This is a genomic window from Pseudomonas sp. GW460-12-10-14-TSB1 (assembly GCF_017349775.1).
Taxonomy (GTDB): domain Bacteria; phylum Pseudomonadota; class Gammaproteobacteria; order Pseudomonadales; family Pseudomonadaceae; genus Aquipseudomonas; species Aquipseudomonas piscium.
Map to the genome: position 1 here is coordinate 1 of NZ_JACNAC010000082.1, position 20,539 is coordinate 20,539.

18 protein-coding genes are annotated in these 20,539 nt (G+C 65.9%); 7 read left to right on the forward strand and 11 right to left on the reverse strand.

The features are described 5' to 3' along the window. On the forward strand, nt 1–514 hold a 514-nt coding region (locus tag J4D52_RS28655), incomplete at its 5' end, for a LysR substrate-binding domain-containing protein (RefSeq protein WP_258537843.1). Between the two features lie 124 nt (nt 515–638). Beyond that, nucleotides 639–1,265: a thiol:disulfide interchange protein DsbA/DsbL gene (locus tag J4D52_RS28660; RefSeq protein ID WP_025804512.1), complete on the forward strand. Its 627-nt coding sequence runs from the start codon at nt 639–641 to the stop codon at nt 1,263–1,265. An 85-nt stretch (nt 1,266–1,350) separates the two neighbouring features. Here the strand turns inward: J4D52_RS28660 and J4D52_RS28665 are convergent, their stop codons facing one another. The 8 genes from J4D52_RS28665 to J4D52_RS28700 form a co-directional block, all read right to left on the reverse strand. Next, entirely contained in the window at nt 1,351–2,763 is a 1,413-nt protein-coding gene (locus tag J4D52_RS28665) for an amidase (RefSeq protein WP_102676887.1), read from the reverse strand. Then, a complete protein-coding gene (locus tag J4D52_RS28670) occupies nt 2,760–4,043 on the reverse strand; it encodes a Zn-dependent hydrolase (protein ID WP_102676888.1) in 1,284 nt (427 codons plus the stop codon). The genes J4D52_RS28665 and J4D52_RS28670 overlap by 4 nt, the downstream gene beginning before the upstream one ends. 13 nt (nt 4,044–4,056) lie before the next feature. Further along, nucleotides 4,057–4,752, reverse strand: a complete 696-nt coding sequence (locus J4D52_RS28675) for an ABC transporter ATP-binding protein (RefSeq protein ID WP_063431855.1) — start codon at nt 4,750–4,752, stop codon at nt 4,057–4,059. Then, entirely contained in the window at nt 4,752–5,513 is a 762-nt protein-coding gene (locus tag J4D52_RS28680) for an ABC transporter ATP-binding protein (protein ID WP_102676889.1), read from the reverse strand. The genes J4D52_RS28675 and J4D52_RS28680 overlap by 1 nt, the downstream gene beginning before the upstream one ends. Continuing rightward, nucleotides 5,510–6,520: a branched-chain amino acid ABC transporter permease gene (locus J4D52_RS28685; RefSeq protein WP_025804508.1), complete on the reverse strand. Its 1,011-nt coding sequence runs from the start codon at nt 6,518–6,520 to the stop codon at nt 5,510–5,512. The genes J4D52_RS28680 and J4D52_RS28685 overlap by 4 nt, the downstream gene beginning before the upstream one ends. A 2-nt stretch (nt 6,521–6,522) precedes the next feature. Next, on the reverse strand, nt 6,523–7,383 hold the full coding sequence (locus tag J4D52_RS28690) for a branched-chain amino acid ABC transporter permease (protein ID WP_009044477.1): 861 nt from the start codon (nt 7,381–7,383) through the stop codon (nt 6,523–6,525). An 84-nt stretch (nt 7,384–7,467) separates the two neighbouring features. Next, entirely contained in the window at nt 7,468–8,670 is a 1,203-nt protein-coding gene (locus tag J4D52_RS28695) for an ABC transporter substrate-binding protein (protein ID WP_025804506.1), read from the reverse strand. Between the two features lie 112 nt (nt 8,671–8,782). Beyond that, nucleotides 8,783–9,553 carry a FadR/GntR family transcriptional regulator gene (locus tag J4D52_RS28700; RefSeq protein WP_102676890.1) on the reverse strand — a complete coding sequence of 257 codons (771 nt, stop codon included), beginning with the start codon at nt 9,551–9,553 and terminating at the stop codon, nt 8,783–8,785. A gap of 216 nt (nt 9,554–9,769) precedes the next feature. On the opposite strand from J4D52_RS28700, the gene J4D52_RS28705 reads away from it, so the two are divergent. Continuing rightward, the gene (locus J4D52_RS28705) at nt 9,770–10,174 is read left to right on the forward strand and encodes a DUF488 domain-containing protein (protein WP_102676891.1); all 405 of its coding nucleotides are present in this window, start codon (nt 9,770–9,772) and stop codon (nt 10,172–10,174) included. Nucleotides 10,175–10,186: 12 nt separating this feature from the next. Here J4D52_RS28705 and J4D52_RS28710 read toward each other — a convergent pair whose 3' ends face one another. Together J4D52_RS28710 and J4D52_RS28715 are read right to left on the reverse strand one after the other, a co-directional pair. Continuing rightward, a complete protein-coding gene (locus tag J4D52_RS28710) occupies nt 10,187–10,648 on the reverse strand; it encodes a hypothetical protein (protein ID WP_025804504.1) in 462 nt (153 codons plus the stop codon). 106 nt (nt 10,649–10,754) lie between these two features. Continuing rightward, nucleotides 10,755–11,033 (reverse strand): hypothetical protein, encoded by a 279-nt coding sequence (locus tag J4D52_RS28715; RefSeq protein ID WP_241190608.1) that lies wholly within the window; start codon nt 11,031–11,033, stop codon nt 10,755–10,757. A 198-nt stretch (nt 11,034–11,231) separates the two neighbouring features. Between J4D52_RS28715 and J4D52_RS28720 the strand changes: the two genes are divergently transcribed. Next, the gene (locus J4D52_RS28720; protein ID WP_063431849.1) at nt 11,232–13,862 is read left to right on the forward strand and encodes an MGH1-like glycoside hydrolase domain-containing protein; all 2,631 of its coding nucleotides are present in this window, start codon (nt 11,232–11,234) and stop codon (nt 13,860–13,862) included. Nucleotides 13,863–13,984: 122 nt separating this feature from the next. Here the strand turns inward: J4D52_RS28720 and J4D52_RS28725 are convergent, their stop codons facing one another. Next, on the reverse strand, nt 13,985–15,703 hold the full coding sequence (locus J4D52_RS28725; RefSeq protein WP_063431847.1) for a hydrogenase maturation protein: 1,719 nt from the start codon (nt 15,701–15,703) through the stop codon (nt 13,985–13,987). Nucleotides 15,704–16,006: 303 nt separating this feature from the next. On the opposite strand from J4D52_RS28725, the gene J4D52_RS28730 reads away from it, so the two are divergent. The 3 genes from J4D52_RS28730 to J4D52_RS28740 all read left to right on the forward strand — a co-directional run bounded on the left by J4D52_RS28730 (nt 16,007) and on the right by J4D52_RS28740 (nt 20,513). Then, nucleotides 16,007–16,519: a sigma-70 family RNA polymerase sigma factor gene (locus J4D52_RS28730; protein ID WP_102676894.1), complete on the forward strand. Its 513-nt coding sequence runs from the start codon at nt 16,007–16,009 to the stop codon at nt 16,517–16,519. After that, nucleotides 16,516–17,469 carry a FecR domain-containing protein gene (locus J4D52_RS28735; protein ID WP_102676895.1) on the forward strand — a complete coding sequence of 318 codons (954 nt, stop codon included), beginning with the start codon at nt 16,516–16,518 and terminating at the stop codon, nt 17,467–17,469. The genes J4D52_RS28730 and J4D52_RS28735 overlap by 4 nt, the downstream gene beginning before the upstream one ends. A gap of 104 nt (nt 17,470–17,573) precedes the next feature. After that, complete coding sequence (locus J4D52_RS28740; protein ID WP_102676896.1) at nt 17,574–20,513, forward strand: TonB-dependent receptor; 2,940 nt, start codon at nt 17,574–17,576, stop codon at nt 20,511–20,513. Nucleotides 20,514–20,539: the final 26 nt, after the last annotated feature.

The following is a 20,539-nucleotide window of genomic DNA, read 5'->3' on the forward strand; positions in this document are numbered from 1 at the left end:
CTGGCTGACCACCGGCCTGCTCGACCTGGCGGTGGACTACCTGTATTTCGACGACCCCGACCTCTGCTACCAGCCGCTGCTGGAAGAACAGCTGGTGGTGATCGGCCGTATCGACCACCCGGCCTTCGAGCCGCAGCTGAGCCTCAAGGCCTATGAACAGAGCCAGCACGTGGCGATTCCGGACCGGGGTGGGCGCGGCTCGCCGCTGGAGATCGTCCTCGGTTCGGCCAAGGTCCAGCGCCATGTGCAGCTGTTCGTCCCGCATTACCTGAGCATTCCCTTGATCGTCGCCCAGTCGGACTTGCTCGGCACGGTGCCGCGGCGCCTGGCGGAGCACTTCTGCGCGCTGATGCCGATCCGCATCGCCGAGCTGCCGCTGGTGGCGCCGCCGGTGCAGGTCAGCCTGATCTGGCATCGCCAGCAGGAGCGGGTTCCGGGGCATCGCTGGCTGCGCGAGGAGATCATCGCCCTGGCCGCCCGGTTCGCGCAGCAGGCGGAGCTGTCCGGGCATTGATGACAAAAAACCAACAAAAGATTGGGACGGGTCCGATTGGCATCGCGGACGTCGCCTGTATCCTTTGGGGCCCGCTTGATGAGCAGCAGCGCTGACTCAGAGGCGTCAACCCATTGGAGATTGCATGCGTCACTCGATTCTGAACATTGCCCTGGCAGCCAGCTGCCTCTTTGGCTTGGCCGGGCAGACCGCCATGGCAGCGGTGGATGCCAGCCAGTACGTGGAACTCAAGGATGCCGTGCCGCAGGTCGTGCCCGGCAAGATCGAAGTGGTGGAACTGTTTTCCTACGGCTGCGGCCACTGCTACAACCTCGAAGCTTCGATCAACCCCTGGGCGGCCCAGCTTCCCGAAGACGTGAACTTCGTCAAGCTGCCGGCCATGTTCGGCGGGATCTGGGATGTCTACGGCCAGCTCTACCTGACCCTGGCGACCCTGGACGCCAAGCCCGAAGTGCACCACGCGGTATTCGAGGCGATCCGCGGCGGCAACCGCCTGAAGACCCCCGAGGCCATGGCCGAGCTGCTCAAGGGGCAGGGCATCGAGCCGGCGAAGTTCCTCGCCACCTACAGCTCCTTCGCCGTGCAGGCCAAGGTGATGGACGCAAAAAAACGCACCGCGGCCTACCAGGTCACCGGCGTGCCTTCGCTGGTGGTGGACGGCAAGTACCGCTTTGGCATGACCAGCGATGGCGCCAAGGGCCTGTTCGCGGTGGCGGACCAGTTGATCGCCCAGGTGCGGGCGGCGAAGTAAGCCTTTGATCCCCTGGCCGCTGCCGAGCCTTCAAGGTTCGGCGGCGGCTCCAGGGCATCGATAGCGATGCCCCCCATAAGCACTGTCAGTCCTTGATCAGCGGCACCTGCGGATGCGGGCTCGGGAACGCCTGCTCATACGCCCGGCACAACCGCAGCACCTGATCATCGGCAAACCGCGCCCCTACCACATGCAGGCCTACCGGCAAGCCGTCCTCGGCGAAGCCGCACGGCACCGAGGCGGCCGGTTGCTGGGTCAGGTTGAAGGGGTAGCTGAAGGGCGTCCACTCCATCCATTCGCCCAGGCCGGAACCCGGCGGCACGTTGTGCCCGGCGGCGAAGGCGGTGAGCGGCAGCATGGGCGAGACCAGCAGGTCGTAGCGACTGTGGAACTCGGCCATGTGCGCCACCAGCGCCGCGCGGGCTTCCAGGGCCAGGGTGTACTGGTGGAGGCTGATGCCTTCGCCCTGCTGGGCAATGCGCAGCAGGCCCGGGTCGAGCTGCTGGCGTTGCTCCTGGCTCAGTTGCCCGGCCAAGCGCGCGGCGCCGGCGAACCACAGGGTATTGAACAGCTCCAGCGGGTCGCTGAACCCCGGGTCGACCTGCTCGACGTGGGCGCCCAGTTGCGCCAGGCGTTCCACCGCCCTGGCCACCACCCGCGCCACCTGTGGCTGTACCTTCACGTAACCGAAATCGGCGCTGTAGGCGATACGCAGGCCTTTGAGGTCGCTGCGCTCCGGTAGCCAGGGCGTGCTGCGCGGGGCCCCGACCAGGCCGTCGCGGGCATCCGGCCGGGCGACGGTTTGCAGCATCAATACCGCATCGTCGACGGTGCGGGTCATCGGTCCCAGGTGCGAGAGAAGGGTCATGGCGCTGGCCGGCCACTGCGGCACGTAGCCGAAGGTCGGCTTGATCCCGAAGGTGCCGGTGAAGGCGCAGGGAATGCGGATCGAACCACCGGCATCGCTGCCCTGGTGCAGCACGCCGAGGTTCAGCGACGCCGCGGCGGCGGCGCCACCGGAGGAACCACCGGCGGTGGTGCGGGTGTCCCAGGGGTTGCGGGTGATGCCGTACAGCGGGTTGTCGGTCACGCCTTTCCAGCCGAATTCCGGGGTGGTGGTCTTGCCCAGCAGCACCGCGCCGGCGTTGCGCATAAAGGCCGGGAAGGGCGCGTCGACATCCCAGGGGCCGCTGGCGGAGGTGGTTTTCGAACCCTTGCGCGTGGGCATGCCACGGGTCAGGGTCAGGTCCTTGATCGAGGCCGGCACGCCGTCCAGCGCGCCGCAGGGCCGGCCCTTGAGCCAGCGCTGCTCGGAGGCCTTTGCCGCGTCCAGCGCGCCTTGCGGGTCGACATGGCAATAGGCGTTGACCTGCGGGTTGAAGCGCTCGATGCGCGCCAGGGCGTCCTCGGTCACCTCCACCGGCGACAGGCGCTTGTCGTGGTAATGGGCGAGCAGTTCGACACCGCTCATCTCGGCGATTTCGCTGTGTCGGGTCATGCCGTCGCACCTGTTTGTTGTGCCGCGTTGACCATGGCCCGCAGCAACACCGCGCAACCGTCGGCCAGGTCCTGGGGCGCGGCGTTTTCGATTTCGTTGTGGCTGATGCCGCCTTCGCAGGGCACGAAGATCATTCCCGCCGGGCCCAGCTCGGCGACGAAGATCGCGTCGTGCCCGGCGCCGCTGACGATGTCCATATGGCTCAGGCCCAGCTGTTCGGCGCCCTGGCGCACCGCGGCGACGCAGGCGGGGTCGAAGTCCAGCGGCGGGAAGTCGGCGGTGGGGGTCAGCTCGAAGCCCAGGCTGTGCTGCTGGCAGGTGTCTTCGATCACCTGGCGCACCTCGTCGACCATGGCCTGCAACTGGTTGGCATGCAGGTGGCGCAGGTCGAGGGTCATCTGCACCTGGCCGGGAATCACGTTGCGCGAGCCCGGGTGCAGGCTCAGGCAGCCGACGGTGCCACAGGCGTGGGGCTGTTGTTCATGGGCGATGCGATTGACCGCGCTGATCACCTGGGCGGCGCCCACCAGGGCGTCCTTGCGCAGGTGCATCGGCGTCGGCCCGGCATGGGCCTCGACCCCGGTCAGGGTCAGGTCGAACCACTTCTGGCCGAGGCAGCCCATGACCACGCCAATGGTGGTCTGGCGGTCTTCCAGCACCGGGCCCTGTTCGATGTGCGCCTCGAAATACGCGCCCACCGGATGGCCGAGCACCGCCCGCGAGCCGGCATAACCGATGCGCTGCAACTCGCTGCCCACCGACAGCCCCTGTTCGTCTTGCTTGCGCAGGGTGTCGTCGAGGTCGAACCTACCGGCGAACACCCCCGAGCCCATCATGCAGGGAGGGAAGCGCGAACCTTCTTCGTTGGTCCAGACCACCACCTCGATCGGTGCCTCGGTCTGCAGGCCGAGGTCGTTGAGGGTGCGGATCACCTCCAGGCCTGCCATCACCCCGTAGCAGCCGTCGAACTTGCCGCCGGTGGGCTGGGTGTCGATATGGCTGCCGGTCATCACCGGTGGCAGTTGCGGGTTACGCCCGGCGCGGCGGGCGAAGATATTGCCGATGCCGTCGATGCTGACGCTGCAACCGGCCTCTTCGCACCAGCGCACGAACAGGTCGCGGGCCTGGCGGTCGAGGTCGGTCAGGGCCAGGCGGCATACGCCGCCCTTGGCGGTGGCGCCCAGTTGAGCGAGGTCCATCAGCGATTGCCAGAGGCGTTCGCGGTTGACCAGTGGGGCGCTGTCTTGCAACAGGGGTACGGACACAATCGGACTGTTCATTTCAGCTCTCCCCTCAGGCGCTCAGGGCCAGGTAGCGGTTCTTGATGCTCGGGTCGGCGCGGAAGTCAGCGGCGCTGCCTTGGTAGACCACGCGCCCCTGCTCGAGGACGTAATGGCGGTCGGCGAGCTTGTCGCAGACCATCAGGTTCTGTTCCACCAGCAGCACTGGCAGGCCGTCGTCCTTGATCTTGCGCAGGATCTTCACCAGCTCGTCGACGATCACCGGGGCCAGGCCCTCGGTGGGTTCGTCGAGGATCAGCAGCCTGGGATCGTTGAGCAGGGCGCGGGCGATGGCGAGCATCTGCTGCTCGCCGCCGGACAGCGCATGGCCGGCGTTTTTGCGCCGCTCCTTGAGGCGCGGGAACATGCCGTAGACATCCTCCAGCTGCCAGCGGCTGCTCTTGCGCTGGGCGATGCGCAGGTTTTCCTCGACGCTGAGCAAGCGGAAGATGCCGCGGTGTTCCGGCACCAGCGCCAGGCCCTGGCGGGCGATCTCGAAGATCTTGCGGCCCACCAGTTCCTGGCCGTTGAAGCGGATCTGTCCCTGGCGCGGGCAGATGATCCCGAGGATGCTGCGCAGGGTGGTGGTCTTGCCCGCACCGTTGCGCCCCAGCAGGGTCACCAGTTCGCCGGCGTTGACCTGCAGCGAGACGCCTTCGAGGACGTGGCTCTTGTCGTAGTAGGAATGGATATTCTCGACGGTCAGCATCAGGCGGCTTCTCCCAGGTAGGCGCTGCGCACGCGCTCGTCGGCGCGGACGAATTCTGGCGTGCCCTCGACCAGGATCTGGCCGTGGCTCATGACGGTGATGCGTTGGCTGATGGACATGACAATGCTCATGTTGTGCTCGATCAGCAGCACCGTGTGGTCGCGGCCCAGGTCGCTGATCAGCTGGGTCATGATCGGGATGTCGTCGATGCCCATGCCGGAGGTCGGCTCGTCGAGCATCAGCAGTTTCGGCCTGGAGCAGATCGACATGCCGACTTCCAGCACCCGCTGCTGGCCGTGGGACAGCTCGCCGGCGAGGGTGTCGGCGCGTGCCGTCAGTTGCAGGCGTTCGAGCACCTGGTCGGCCATCTCCAGGTGTTCGCGGCGGCTGTCGAGGTGGCGCCAGAAGTTCAGCGCCGCCAGGCCATCGCGACCCTGGGCGGCCAGGCGCAGGTTTTCCCGCACGCTGAGGTTCTGGAACAGGCTGGTCAACTGGAACGAACGGGCCATGCCCAGGCCGACCCGGCCGTGGGCCGGCTTCTTGATGATGTTCTTGCCGTTGAACAGGATCGCCCCGGCGGTGGCCTGGCGTTCGCCGGTCAGGCAGTGGAACAGGCTGGTCTTGCCGGCGCCGTTGGGACCGATGATGGTGTGGATGGTGCCGGCCTCGACCTTCAGGTTGACGCCGTTGACCGCGTGGAAGGCGCCGTAGGCCAACTCCAGGTCCTGGGTTTGCAGCAGGTACTGCGAGGGGCTGTTCATGACAGTTTCTCCTCGGTCGGCAGGGCCGCCTTGCGTGGCCTCAGGATGCGTTCGAACAGGCTCGACAAGCCGCCCCACAAACCACCGCGCATGAAGATCACCACCAGGATCAGGATGATTCCCAGCAGCATCAGCCAGCGTGGCCAGAGTTCGGAGAGGAACTCGCCGAGCAGCACGATGGAACCGGCGCCCAGCAGGGAGCCGAACAGCGAGCCGGTGCCGCCGACTATGGTCATGATCAGGATGTTTTCCGACATCGCCAGGTCGATGCTCGACAGCGGCACGAAATGCAGGAGCATGGCGTACAGCGCCCCGGCGATCCCGGTGACCGCGCCGGACAGCATGAACACCAGGATCTTGAAGTGCCGGGTGTCGTAGCCGATAGCGGCGGCGCGGGTTTCGTTCTCGCGGATCGCCATCAGCGTGCTGCCGAACGGCGAGGCGATCACCCGCCGGGCGCCGATGAAGATCAGCAGGAACAGCACCGCGACAAAGGCGTAGAAGTAGCGCGCGTCGCTCAGCGACAGCAGCACCGTGTCGCCGATGCGGATCTCCGGGCGCGGCACGCTGAGCAGGCCGTTGTCGCCGCCGGTCCAGTCGCTCAGGGTGTAGGCGATAAAGTAGGCCATCTGGCTGAACGCCAGGGTCAGCATCACGAAGTAGATGCCGGTGCGCCGGATCGCCAGGGCGCCCACCAGCAACGCCAGCAGCGCGCCCACCAGGGCCGCGCCGAACAGGGCGCTGAACAGCCCCAGTTGCAGGTGGATCATCAGCAGCGCGGCGCAGTAGGCCCCGGCGCCGAAGAAGATGCCCTGGCCGAACGACAGCAGGCCGGTGTAGCCCAGCAGCAGGTTACAGGCCAGCGCCGCGAGGGCGAAGATCAGGATCTCGCTGGCCAGGGTCGCCGATGGCAGTACCAGCGGCAGGCCGATCAGTACCGCGACCACCAGCCACGGCAGGGCGCGCGACTGGGTCTTGGCGAACGGCAGGGGATTTTTCTCGCTCATGTTCATGCTCTCCCGAACAGGCCGTAGGGACGGACCAGAATCACCGCCGCCATGGCGCCGTAGATCATCAGGCTGGCGCCTTGCGGCCAGAGGGTGGTCATCAGGCTCTGCACCACCCCCACCAGCAGGCCGCCCACCAGGGCGCCGCTGAACGAACCCATGCCGCCGATCACCACCACCACGAAGGCGACCCCGAGGATTTCCGGGCCGACAAAGGGCTGGGCGCCACGCAACGGGGCGAACAGCACCCCGGCGATCCCGGCCAGGGCCACGCCGAGGGCGAAGGTCATGGAGAACAGGCGGAAGATGTTGGTGCCCAGCAGCGACACGGTCTCGGTGCTTTCGCTGCCGGCGCGCACCAGGGCGCCGAAGCGCGTGCGCTCCAGCAGCAGCCACAGCGCCAGCCCCACCAGTGCCGAGAAGACAATGAGGAACAGGCGGTAGTAGGGGTAGACGAAGTCGCCGACGATCAGCACGCCGCGCAGCAGTTCCGGCACCGCGACGCTTTTGCCGACGGGGCCCCAGATCAGCACGCTGGCTTCCTGGATGATCAGCGCGATGCCCAGGGTCACCAGGATCTGGAAGGTGTGGGGCAGGTGGTAGATGCGCTGGATCAGCAATCGCTCGATGGCCCAGGCCAGGGCCGCGACCACCAGCGGCGCGACCAGCAGCGCCAGCCAGAAGCTGCCGGTGAGGCTGACGGCGGTGTAGCAGATGTAGGCCCCGAGCAGGAAGAACGCGCCGTGGGCGAAATTGACGAAGTTCAGCAGGCCGAAAATGATCGTCAGGCCCACCGCGATCAGGAAGTAGATCATCCCCAGGCCGAGGCCGTTGAGGATCTGGAACAGGTAAAGATTGAGCATGCGGGTACCCTCGACAGGGGGCCGGCGACTGTCGTCGTCGGGCGGCCCGCTGCCTCTAGCCAGCGATGAAAAGGTCGGTCGGGGTCAGGCCAGGTTGCAGCCGGTGGCGCCGGCATCCGGGAACGAGCGCCCGGAACTGAGCACTTCGGCCAGGTCGTCCTTGTCGCGCATGCTGGCCGTGGCCTTGCCCTGCAGCAGGTAGTAATCCTTGATTACCTGGTGGTCGCCGGCGCGGATGCTTTCCTCGCCGGTCGGCCCCTGGTACGTCAGGCCTTGCATGGCCTTGGCCACGGTCGCGCCGTCGAAACTGCCGGTGGCGACTATGGTGTCGAGCATGATCTTGGTGCCGATGTAGTCGGCGGCCAGCGGGTAGGTAGGGTTGATGCCGTACTTGGCCTGGGTCAGCTTGACCAGCTCGCGGTTGAGCGGTGTGTCGACCTGGTGCCAGTACTGCGCGCCGAGGTAGACGCCTTCGAGCACGTCGCTGCCCAGCTCCTGGAACTGGTCGAGCCCGGCGGACCACACCAGCAGCACTTTCATGCGTTCCTTGATGCCGAAGTTCACCGCCTGGCGCAGGGCGTTGGAGGACTGGCTGCCGAAGTTGAGCAGCACCAGCACGTCGGGCTGGGCGGCGATGGCGTTGGTCAGGTAGCCGGAGAACTCCTGTTCCTGCAACGAGTGATAGCTGTTGCCGACGTGCTCGATGCCATGCTCGGCGCACACCTGTCTGGCGCCGGCCAGCAGCGCTTCGCCGAATACGTATTGCGGGGTGATGGTGTACCAGCGCTTCGCCTCGGGCAGGCGCTTGATCAGCGGCACCATGGTTTCGCGAATGGCGCCGTAGGTCGGCACCGACCAGCGAAAGGTCGAGGCATTGCAGTCCTTGCCGGTGACTTCGTCGGCGCCCACCGGGGTCATGAACACGCCGTTGACCTTGCCCACTTCCTTGGCCACCGCCAGCGCCGAAGACGACAGGGTGCAGCCCTGGAAGAATCGCGCGCCGTCCTGGGCAATCGCCTCCTGGACCTTGCGCACCGCCTTGCCGGCGTTGCCTTCGGTGTCGATCACCTTGTAGTTCAGCGGGCGGCCGAGCAGGGTCGGGTACTGTTCCACCGCCAGGCGCGAGCCCATGTCGGCGAACTTGCCGTAGCTGGCGAAGGCGCCGGACATCGACTTGAGCCCGTAGAAGGTAAAGGGTTCGGCGGCAAAGGCGTTGCGCACCCCCAGCGGAAGGCTGAGGGCTCCGGCAACGGTCAGACTGGCTTTCAACAACGTACGACGCTGCATGGGGTAACTCCCTGGTTTAGTTATTGGCAGGAGTGGCAATGGCAAAACGGCGCAGCAGCCTGTGTTCAGGCTTTGTTATTGGCGAAGCGGCGTGTGGCGGGTGTAGCGGTTATCAGTGGTGGTGATCGAACTCCAGCAGGAAGTGTTGGGTGACCTCGCCCTCGAGGGCGCTCATATGGTGTTCGGCGTCGCACATGTGTTCGTGCATCAGCTGGCGTACCGCGGCTTCGTCCTCGGCTTTGAAGGCCTGCAACAGGCGCTTGTGGTAATCGAGGTTGGCGGCGTCGAACTGCTTGCGCTTGGGCTTGTAGGCCTTCTTCAGCACCACCAGGTCGCGCAGCAGGTCGTTGAGGAACTGCGCCATGAAACTCAGCAGTGGGTTGGGGCAGGCGCGGCCCAGCAGGTTGTGGAATTCCAGCTCGGCGATGCGCTGTTCGCGCTGGCCGGCCTCGCTGTCTTCCGGGGCGCTGCAGAAGTCGATATTGGCCTGCAGCGCCTCAAAGTCGTCGGCGCTGAGACGGCCGATCACCGACACCGCCAGCTCCACTTCAATGACCTTGCGCAGCTGGTACACCTGCTCGCCGTCCATCTGCTGGAAGTGCAGGTAATTGCGCAGGGCGCGGCTCGCCGGCTCGGTGCCGGCCTGGTTCAGGTAGGCGCCGCCGCTGGGGCCGGTGCGGGTGTTGACCAGCCCTTCGACCTCCAGCGCCTTGAGCGCTTCGCGGGCCGAACCCTTGGAACACTGGAAGCTTTCCATCAACTCGCGCTCGGTCGGCAAACGGTCGCCGGGACGCAGGGCGTTGATCACGATGGAACGCTTGACCGACTCGACAATCACGTCGGAAAGCTTCTGGCGTTTGCGGCGAACAGGTCGTTTGAGCATGTTTTCGATTTATCGTATTAATGCGGATAAATAGTACTTAATAGGGCTGGACGCGGTGCGTCAATCATCCAGGGGACGAGGTGTCGTTTTCGACGCGGGAGGGTCGTAATCAGAACCCGGGGGAGTGGAGGCGAGGCACTTGTCTTCGTCCTGTGCCAGGTCTTGTCCAGCCACTAAGCTGATGGCAGGCCATGCAGTCATAGAGGGGAAGAACCCATGATTCAGTGCAAACGCGCCTACGAGCCGGCGAGCCCCGACGACGGTTATCGGGTGCTGGTGGACCGGCTGTGGCCGCGCAACTATCGCAAGGAGCAGTTGCCGCTGGATGAGTGGTTGAAAGACCTGGCGCCTTCCACTGAGTTGCGTCGCGCCTTCAAGTCCGGCGAGCTGGATTTCGCCAGCTTTCGCAGCCGTTACCGCCAGGAACTGGCGGCCCGCCCCGAGCATTGGTGGGCGTTGCTGGAACGCGCGCAAAAGGGTCGCCTGACCCTGGTGTACTCGGCCCATGATGAAGTGCATAACAATGCCCGGGTGCTGGCCGAGTGGCTGGAGGACGAATTGGACCGGCAGGGTGAGGGGAGTTCGCCGGTGTGTTACGCGCACCTGTCGCCGCCTGAGTGAAGGCGCTGGGTTTCAGGGGCGTTTCAACATCACATAGGCCTCGCCGCCGCGCCGGTCGTGCATCAGCAGGAAGGTCTGCTTGTCGAGGGTGATTTGCGCCGGCAGGTGCTGCGCCACCGGGGTGCTGGAGAACTGCTCGGCGATCTTGAGAAATTGCGCGGTCAGGGTCTTGTCCCGTTGCGACGGCGTGGTCACCGCGCATTGCTTACCTTTCTGCACCTGGACCCCAAGGCTGTGGTCCGCCCTCAGTCCCATCCGCGCATAGCCGGCATCGTCCAGCCTGGCGATGCCATAGGCCTTGGCCGCGCTGTCAGCCCCGGCGAAGGAGGGCGCGGACTTCAGGCAGATATCGCGGAAGGCCAGCACGCCTTCGGCGATGGCCGCCGGTTCCTTGTCGATGACTTCGGGCGGGCTGGCGCAGCCGGCCAACAGGGCCAGGATCAGGCTCAGAGGGCTCAGGATCGTGCGGTTCATCGGACCTCCCAGGCATTCGCGGGGCATGCTTATAGCCTAGCCAAGCTTCTGCCTGTGGGAGGACCTGGGCGACGGGAGCCTTATAGGCGTCGCTGAAAGAAGCGGCTCAGTTGAATCCGACCGACCATCGGTTCACCGTTTCCGGCTCATGGCGCTGGCTCGGGTCGGTTTCGTAATTGCACTGGGGCCCGCTGCAGGTGTGCTCCAGGGTGATCGGCGCCTTGAACTCCAGATGGAACCTGCTGGGTTCCGGCTCCGCCGCCGGGCCGGCCGTTGCCTCTGTCAGGGCGGGTGCCGGGTAGCTCAGGTCCAGGCCTTCGGCTTGTGCCGGCAGGGCCAATACACAGAGCACAAGGCTCGCCAGGAGGGTTTTGTCGCTGGACATCATGGGTACCGCGTTTGCACAAAAGGGTTGCCGAGTATAACGAACGCCTCCCCGGAAATTTAAGCTGAAGGCTCTATGACGGGGCTTGTGCGGCAATGGGTCGCGGTTGGCGCCTCGCAGCATGAAACATTTGTCATGGGCCGCCGGCGCCGCCAGCCCCTACACTGGCTTTCACCTCCATGGCTCACGGACACTCCCATGACGGCAGCAGCGGCGGCAAGCATCCTCGAAACGGTCGAAGGCCAGCGCCTCAACGGCCCGGCGGGCGAACCCTGGCGCGAGTGGGGGCCGTACCTGAGCGAGCGGCAGTGGGGCACGGTGCGCGAGGACTACAGCGCCGATGGCGATGCCTGGGCCTACTTGCCCCACGACCATGCGCGCAGTCGTGCCTATCGCTGGGGCGAGGACGGGCTGGCGGGGTTCTCCGACAAGGCCCAGCACTGGTGCCTGGGGCTGGCCCTGTGGAACGAGCGCGACAGCATTCTCAAGGAGCGCCTGTTCGGCCTGAACAACGCCGAAGGCAATCACGGCGAAGACGTCAAGGAGCTGTATTTCTACCTCGATGGCGTGCCCAGCCATGCCTATATGCGCATGCTCTACAAATACCCGCAGGCGGCCTTTCCCTATGAAGACCTGCTGCGGGAAAACGCCCGGCGCGGCCTGGACGATACCGAGTACGAGATCCTCGACACCGGGGTGTTCGAGGACGATCGCTACTTCGACGTGACGGTGGAATACGCCAAGCACGCGGTCGACGACATCTTCATGCGGGTCACGGTGCACAACCGCTTCCACCAGCCGGCGCGCCTGCGGGTCTTGCCCCAGGTCTGGGCGCGCAATACCTGGAGCTGGGGCGGCGATTCGCGCAGGCCGAGCCTGCGCCTGGAGGGCGAGCAACTGCTGGCCCGGCATCCGCGTTGTTCGCCGATGCAGGTCAGCGCCTGGGGGCCGGAACCTTGCGAGTGGCTGTTCTGCAACAACGAAACCAACTTCCCGAAGCTCGATGGCCTCGCCACGCCCGGCCCGTTCAAGGACGGGATCAACGACTATCTGCTGGGAGGCGCCAGCACCGCCATTGCCCGCGACGGCGGAACCCGCGCCGCCGCCCACTTCACCCTGGAGCTGGCCGGGCTGGAGAGCAAAAGTGTGTACCTGCGTTTTGCTCCGGCTGGCTCGGTCCAGGTCAGCGCGCGAACTTTGTTCGAACAGCGGCGGGCCGAGGCCGACGAGTTCTACGCCGCGCTGCAACAGGGCATCGCCGATGCCGACGCGCGCAATGTCCAGCGCCAGGCCCTGGCCGGGCTGCTGTGGTCCAAGCAACTCTACGATTTCGATGTCAACCGCTGGCTCGACGGCGACCCCGGCCAGCCCCCGCCACCGGCGTCACACGCCCATTTGCGCAACAGCCATTGGCGGCACCTGGCGAACTTCGACATCGTGGCCATGCCCGACACCTGGGAATACCCCTGGTACGCCTCCTGGGACCTGGGTTTCCAGGCGGTGGCCCTGGCCTTGATCGATCCGGGGTTCGCCAAGCACCAGCTGTTGCTGCTGGTCAAAGACCGCTTCATGCACCCCAACGGGCAATTGCCGGCCTACGAGTGGCGCTTCGACGACGCCAATCCGCCGGTGCATGCCTGGGCCAGTTGGCGGGTGTACCAGCGGGAAAAAGCCCTGACCGGCCAGGGCGACATGGACTTTCTCGAGCGGATCTTCCACAAGCTGCTGCTGAATTTTTCCTGGTGGGTCAACCGCAAGGACGCCGAAGGGCGCAACCTGTTCCAGGGCGGTTTCCTCGGCCTCGACAACATCGCGCTGTTCGACCGCTCGGCGCCCTTGCCGCCGGGTTACACCCTGGACCAGGCCGACGGCACCGCCTGGGTCGCGGCCTACGCCCTGGACCTGATGCGTATTGCCCTGGAGCTGGCCAGGCGCAACCCGGTGTACGTGGACATCGCGGTGAAGTTCTTCGAGCACTTCCTGTACATCGCCGGGGCCATCAACCGGCTGGACAACAGCGACGCAGGGCTGTGGGACGAGCAGGACCGGTTCTTCTACGACGTGCTGCATCGCCCCGACGGCGGCAACGAACCGCTGCGCCTGCGCTCCATCGTCGGCCTGATGCCGCTGTTCGCCGTGCAGGTGCTGGAGCAGCATGAACACGAATGCCTGCCGGGGTTGCGTGAGCGCTTGCTGGAGTTCATGCACCATCGGCCGGACCTGGCCAGCCTGGTGTCGCGCTGGAACGAACCAGGGCAGGGCAATCGCCTGTTGCTCGCACTGCTGCGCGGCGAGCGCACCAAGGACCTGCTCAAGCGCATGCTCGACGAGGCGGAGTTTCTCTCCGATTTCGGTATCCGTTCGCTGTCCAGGGTCTTCGCCGAACACCCCTTTGCCCTGCAAGTTGACGGTCATCAGCTGCGCGCCCGTTACGCGCCGGCCGATTCCGACTCACGGCTGTATGGCGGCAACTCCAACTGGCGCGGGCCGCTGTGGATGCCGATCAACTACATGCTGATCGAGTCGCTGCGCGAGTTTCATCGCTACTACGCCGACAACTTCTCGGTGGAATACCCCAGCGGTTCCGGCTACCTGGCGTCCCTGGAGGAAGTCGCCGACAGCCTGAGCCAGCGCCTGACCCGCCTGTTCCTGCGCGACGAGGACGGGCGGCGCCCATCGATGTGCGCCTACGCGCAGTTGCAGGCCGATCCCCGGGACCGGGAACTGCTGCTGTTCCATGAGTACTTCCACGGCGACACCGGCCGCGGCCTGGGGGCCAGCCACCAGACCGGCTGGACGGCGCTGGTGGCGTTGTTGTTGCAGCCTTAGGGACAACGGGGGGGCTGCCTGGGTTACGGCAGCCTGTTCTTGTGCAACATCGTGGTGGCTGTTTTACGGCCGCTGCGCGCCCGATCGCAGGCTGCGCCAGCGGCTACAGGGACGACGGCCGATCAGGCACTCAAGGTGTCTGGCTGCGGCACGGCCCAATCCTCGATCAACCGCTGCGGGGTGCAGCAGGTCTTGCGCTTGTAGACGAAGCCTGAGCATTTCTCGGCGAAGCCGTGGCGGTTCTGCACCATGTCCAGGTGCATCTGTTCCAGCTCGGCGTTGCGGCAGTGCTGCATCAGTTGCGGGTCGGCGTTGGCCTTGCGCTCGCGCAAGGCCTGGTATTTCGGTTCGGTCAGCACGGCGTTGGCCCGTTGCAGCAGCCACAGGCCGAACTCGTCGGGGCAGCGCGGGCCGACTTCCTGGACCATGCCCATCTGCAGGGCCTGGAAGGCGTTGATCGGCAGGCATTCCTCGGTGAGCTTGTGCGCCATGGCGTGGCCGACGGCGCGGGGCAGGCTGTAGGTCCAGTATTCCGAACCGTACAGGCCCATGCTCTTGTAGTGCGGGTTGTAGAGGGTATTGGCCCGGGCCAGCACCACATCGGCCGCCAGCGCCAGCATCAGGCCGCCGGCCCCGGCATTGCCGGTCAGGCCGCTGACCACCAACTGGCGGGCGCTGAGCAGCTCCTTGCAGACGTCGTCGATGGCCTGGATGTTGTTCCAGGCCTCCAGGCCCGGCACCGGCGCGGCCTGGATCACGTTGAGGTGCACGCCGTTGCAGAACGCGCCACGCCCGCCCTTGAACAGCAGCACCTGGGTGTCCCGGGCCTTGGCCCATTGCAGCGCGCTGACCAGGCGCTGGCAGTGTTCGGTGCTCATGGCGCCGTTGTAGAACTCGAAGGTCAGCTCGCCGACGTGGCCCGACTCACGGTAGCGGATCGGCTGGTAGGCCTCGTCGCTGAACGGCTCGCTGGCGACCGACCAGTCCAGGTGGGGCACGCCGTCCAGTTGGCCGGCCAGCACATGGCGGGCCGGCAGCTTGAAGTGTTCCGTGCCCGGCCGGGCCTTGCGCTTGAGGGAGCCGATCCACAGGCTGCGGTCGCCGCAGGCCACCAGCACCGCATCGTCGTGCACCGCCAGCAACTCGCCGGGGGTGCCGCTGCGGCTGTCCAGGTGCGCGTCATACAGGTAGTACTGCCCACCGGCGAGGCTGGCCAGGACTCCGGGCTGGCCGTCGGCGGCGTCGATGCAGCGTTTGATGAAGTTGGCGCTGTCGTGCCAGCTGAAGCTGCGGTCGTCCTGTTTCATGTTCGGTTGCAGGCGGCCGCGCACCTGCGGCTTGCTGTAGTCCAGGGGGACAGGGACGAAGTCGCTGCCGAACTTCTCCACCACATCGCGGATGCAATGGATCGCCGCGTCGGCCACCGGCCCGTTGTACAGCTCGGACTTGCGCACCTGCGCTGGCACCTTGAATTCCCAGGTGGACCAGACCGGCCCGGCGTCCATTTCTTCCACTGCCTGCAAGGCGGTGACGCCCCAGCGCTCGAGGTTGTTGCTGATGGCCCAGTCCAGGGCGCTGGCGCCGCGGTCGCCGACGATGCCCGGGTGGATGATGATCACCGGACGGGTCGGGTGGCGCCACAGTTGCTCGGGCACCCGGTCCTTGAGGAAGGGGCAGATCACCAGGTCGGCATCGGCCTGTTCGATCTGCCGGCAGACTTCGTCTTCGCTGGTGAACAGCACCACGCTGGGGCGGTGGCCGGACTGGCGCAGGTCGAGCCAGGCGCGCTGGGTGAGACCGTTGAAGGCGGTGGACAGCAGAATGATCTTCAGCGATTGCATAACGACTCTTCCTTGAAGGTGAAGCGGGGGCCGGCCGTTCCGAAAAGCCGTCCCTGGCCGATGGAGGCGCCAGAGTAGAGAGGACCTTTGGGAGGACTGCTGACCGAGATCAATCAAGTGCGTCGTGCGGCGTGGCGAGGTGCCGGATTACATATATTCGTTAGTTAGCCTGGGTGAATTTTTAATTACTTCCAAATGGATTCAGCCCTGTTGCACAGTCGCTCCCCTAATCCTGGGTCGGCAATGTCCCGACCCAGCCAGACGATTTCGGGATGGGGGAGCTGTCTCGTGAGGGAGCAAGGCATGGGTGCGAATCGGAACCCTCATTACTCACTGATCGGGCAGATGTTCAAACGCGACTATCAGTGGCTGTGCGCCTCGGTGAGTCGCGTCCTGGGCTGCCATCACAGCGCCCAGGACATCGCCTCGGAAACCTTCGTGCGGGTGCTGGCCCTGCCGGACCCCGCGGCCATCCGCGAGCCTCGGGCACTGCTGACCACCATCGCCCGGCGCCTGGTCTACGAAGGCTGGCGACGCCAGGACCTGGAGCGCGCCTACCTGGAAAGCCTGGCCCTGGCGCCGACGCCGGTGCACCCGTCACCCGAGGAGCGGGCACTGGTGATCGAAGCGCTGCTGGCGGTGGACCGCTTGCTCAACGGCCTGTCCGCCAAGGCCAAGGCGGCCTTTCTCTACCATCAGCTCGACGGCTTGACCTACGCCGAAATCGGCCAGCAGCTGGGGGTGTCCACCAGTCGCGTCCAGCAGTACATGGCCGAGGCGTTCAAACGGTGTTATCAGGCGATGGTCGACGCATGAGCCGTCCGCGCGCCAACGAAGCGCTGGTGGACGAGGCGGCGCAATGGATGGCGCTCCTGCAATCGGGGCAGATGAACGCCCAGGAGCGCCAGGCATTCCACGACTGGCGCGCCGCCGACCCCCAGCACGAGCAGATCATCGCGTTGATGGGCGGTGGCCTGGGGGCGCTGCGCAGCCAGGCCTTGCGCAACCTGTCCCGGGACAGCCTGCTGCACAGCCTGAATGCGCCGTCGAGCCGTCGGCGCTTTATCGGCGGCAGCCTGAGTGTGATGGCCCTGGCCTTGGCCGCGACCTTGCTCGGCCGGCGCTACGGCCTGCTGCCCGAGGCGGGCGCCCTGTACACCGGCACCGGCGAGCGCCGCGACTTTACCCTGGCCGACGGCAGCGCCCTGACCCTCAATGCCCGCAGCCAGGTCGTGACCCGCTTCGATGCCCAGCAACGGCTGTTGCAACTGCGCAACGGCCAGCTGCTGGTGGACGTGGCCAGGGACCCGCAGCGGCCCTTCGTGGTGGAAACCGAACACGGGCGCATGCAGGCCCTGGGCACGAAGTTCCTGGTGGAGCGGGGCGAGGACTGGACGCGCCTGGTGATGCTGCACTCGCAGGTCGAGGTGTTCACCGCCAGTGGCGCACGGCAGGTGGTGGAGGCTGGCGAAAGCCTGCGTTTCGACGGGCAGCGGCTGTTGTTGCTGGAGCGTGCCAAGGGCCATGAAAGCGCCTGGACCTCGGGGGTATTCGAGGCCCGCGACCGGCCCCTGAGCGAGGTGATCGACAGCTTGCGTGGCTACCGGCGCGGCATCATCCGCCTCAGCCCCCAGGTGGCCGACTTGCGCTTGAGCGGCATCTACCCCCTGGACGACAGCGACCGCAGCCTGCAGCTGCTCGAGCGTTCGCTGCCAATCCGCGTCAGCTACCACAGCCCGTACTGGGTCAGCATCGAGCCGCGCTGAACGGCGCGGTTATAACCCCATAGCCCCTTGGCCTAAGCGCCACCCTATAAAAACCCATCGGTCACTGCTCATTCCCTGCAACCGCATTCAACAGGGAATTGTCCATGCACTCATCGATCCTTTTCCACCCGCCGCGCCGACCACTGGTGCGCCTGTCTCTGGCCCTGGTCCTGGTATTCGGCACTTGTGGCAGCTCCACCTGGGGACAGCAGACAGATGCCCGGCCGATCACCTTCGACATTTCCGCCGGCCCGCTGGACGAGGTGCTGCTGGATATCTCGCGGCAGAGCGGGGTGCCGATTTCCTTCAGCCAGGACCTGGTGCAGGGCAAGCGCAGCCCGGCCATCCGTGGCGCCCTGGGCGGCCAGCAGGCGGTGGACAAGGCCCTGCAAGGCAGTGGCCTGGAGGCCCAGCACAGCGAGCAGGGGCTGACCATTCGCAATGCTTCGGCCAGTGCCAAGGCCAGTCCTAAAGTCAGCGCCGTGGCGCCGGTTCGCGCGGCGGACCCGCAGTTGGAAAAAGTCACGGTGACCGGCTCGCGCATCGCCCGCGCCCAGTCCGACGGCGCCACGCCGGTGAACGTCATCACCCATGAGGAGATGGAGGCCCGCGGTTACCGCAACGTCTACGACGCCCTGGCGACCCAGACGCAAAACACCGGCATGACCCAGGGCGAGGACTACGGCAACACCTTCCAGCCCGCGGCCAGCGCCCTCAACCTGCGGGGGCTGGGGCCCAACCACACACTGGTGCTGATCAACGGCCGGCGGGTGGCGGACTACCCGACGGCCTATGACGGCCGGGTCAACTTCACCAACCTGGCCAATATTCCTTCGGCGATCATCGACCGCATCGAGATTCTCAGCAGCGGCGCCTCGGCGATCTACGGTTCCGATGCGATCGCCGGGGTGGTCAACATCATCCTCAAGGAGAAGGCCAGCGGCATCGACGTCAACCTGCGTGGCGGCACCACCGATCGTGGCGGCGGCGACAACCAGCGCCTGCAGATCAGCGGCGGTGGCAGCTGGGGGGATTTCGACGGCCTGTTCGGCCTGGAGCTGACCCAGCGCGATCCGATCTGGAACGACGATCGCGGCTTCATGAAAAACGGGCCGGTCCAGGATGTCGGTTACCGGCGCAACCTCGACACTGGCAAGTACATCGGCCCCGGTTGCGGCGCCTATCCGGGGGTCTTTGGCAATCACCTCAGCGGCAGCGGCGGGCGCTGTACCACCGACCAGTCCTACAACGATTACCGGACCCTGCAGACGCAAAAGGAAAACTACGACGGCTACACCCGTGGCACCTGGCATTTCAGCGACAGCGGCAAGGTCTTTGCCGACCTGATGTATGGCCTGGACCATATCCAGAACAACACCCGCGGGCCGAGCTTCACCTCGCCGGATTTCATCAACCAGAACACGGGCAACCTGGAGCGCTGGTTCCGGCGTTTCTCCGAGGAGGAAATCGGCGGCCGCACCAGCAACAACAGCAAGTGGCGCGACACTTCCTGGACCGGCACCCTGGGCCTGTCCGACCGGATCGCCGACACGGCATGGAGCTATGAGCTGGCGGCCAACCGCTCGGAATACCGCAGCGTGCGCACCACCCGCTATACCCCGTCGGCCACTATCCGCGATTTCTACCTGGGCCCGCAGTTGGGCGAGCAGGGTGGTTATCCAGTGTTCGCCCCGGATGCCTCGCGCCTTGACCGGCCGCTGACCGAGGAGGAGTGGCGGCAGTTTCGCCGTAACCTGAGCCAGACCAGCAAGTCGGTGTCGCAGAGCTACAACGCCTCGCTCAATGGCGAGCTGTTCGACTTGCCAGCCGGTCCGGTGGGCTTCGCCGGCATCCTGGAACTGGGCAAGCAGGAATACCGCATCGACCCGGACGACGGGCTCAACGACGGCAGCTTCTACGGCACCACCCCGGCGCAGAGCTCCGGTGGCTCACGCAAGCGCTACGCCGCCGGCGGCGAGTTCAGCGTGCCGATCAGCGACAGCCTGCTGGCATCGCTGGCGGGACGCTGGGACCAATACAAATTCAGCGGTCGCACCGAGCAGCAGAAGACCTACAACCTCGGCCTGGAATGGCGCCCGCTGAACAGCCTGCTGTTGCGCGGCAGCTACGGCACCAGCTTCCGCGCCCCGGACCTGAACTACATCTACCAGGCCGACACCAACGGCTACATACCGGACCAGATCGACTACTACGGTTGCAGCCAGGGCGTGGAGGGCGCCTGCGATCGCGGGCGGGTGGACTACATCCAGAGCGGCACCGCCGACCTCAAGTCCGAGCGGGGCAAGTCCTGGACCTACGGTTTTGTCTGGTCGCCGTCGCGCAACTTCGATGTGTCGGTGGATTACTGGCGCGTGCAGATCGAAGACCTGCTGACCACCGTCGACCAGAACCGCCTGCTGCAGGAAGAGAACGCCTGCCGCAGTGGTGCCATGGAGATCAACTCGGCCAGTTGCCAGGCGACCCTGGCGCGGATCCAGCGCAACCCGGGCACTGCCGCGGTGGACCCGAACCGCTTGCAGCGGGTGCAGCTCAACGCGATCAACGCCGCCAGCGAACGGGTCAGCGGGCTTGACCTGAAAAGCAATATCCGCTGGGGCGCCGGGGAGTACGGGGCCTTCAGTTCGACCCTGGGCTACACCCTGGTGCTCTCGCATTACTACAAGGAATCGGACGACGCACCGACCCAGGACTGGCGCGTGGACCGCAGCAATCACGACTGGCGCAGCAAGGCCAACGCCAGCCTGACCTGGGATTACCAGCACTACACCGCGACCCTGCTGGGCATCCGTTACGGCAGCGTCACCAACGGCAACTCGGATGGGCGCGTGTCGCCCTGGACGGTGTTCAACGCCAGCGCCCGCTACAAGGTCAACGACCGCGCCAGTGTCGGCCTGACCGTCAACAACCTGCTGAACCAGGTCAAGCGCGACGACTCCGCCGGCTGGCCGTACTACACCACCGGCAACTACGACCCCTATGGCCGGCAGTGGTGGCTGGATCTGAGCTATCACTTTGGCGGTTGATCCCTCCGCCGGAGGAGTCTTCTGTA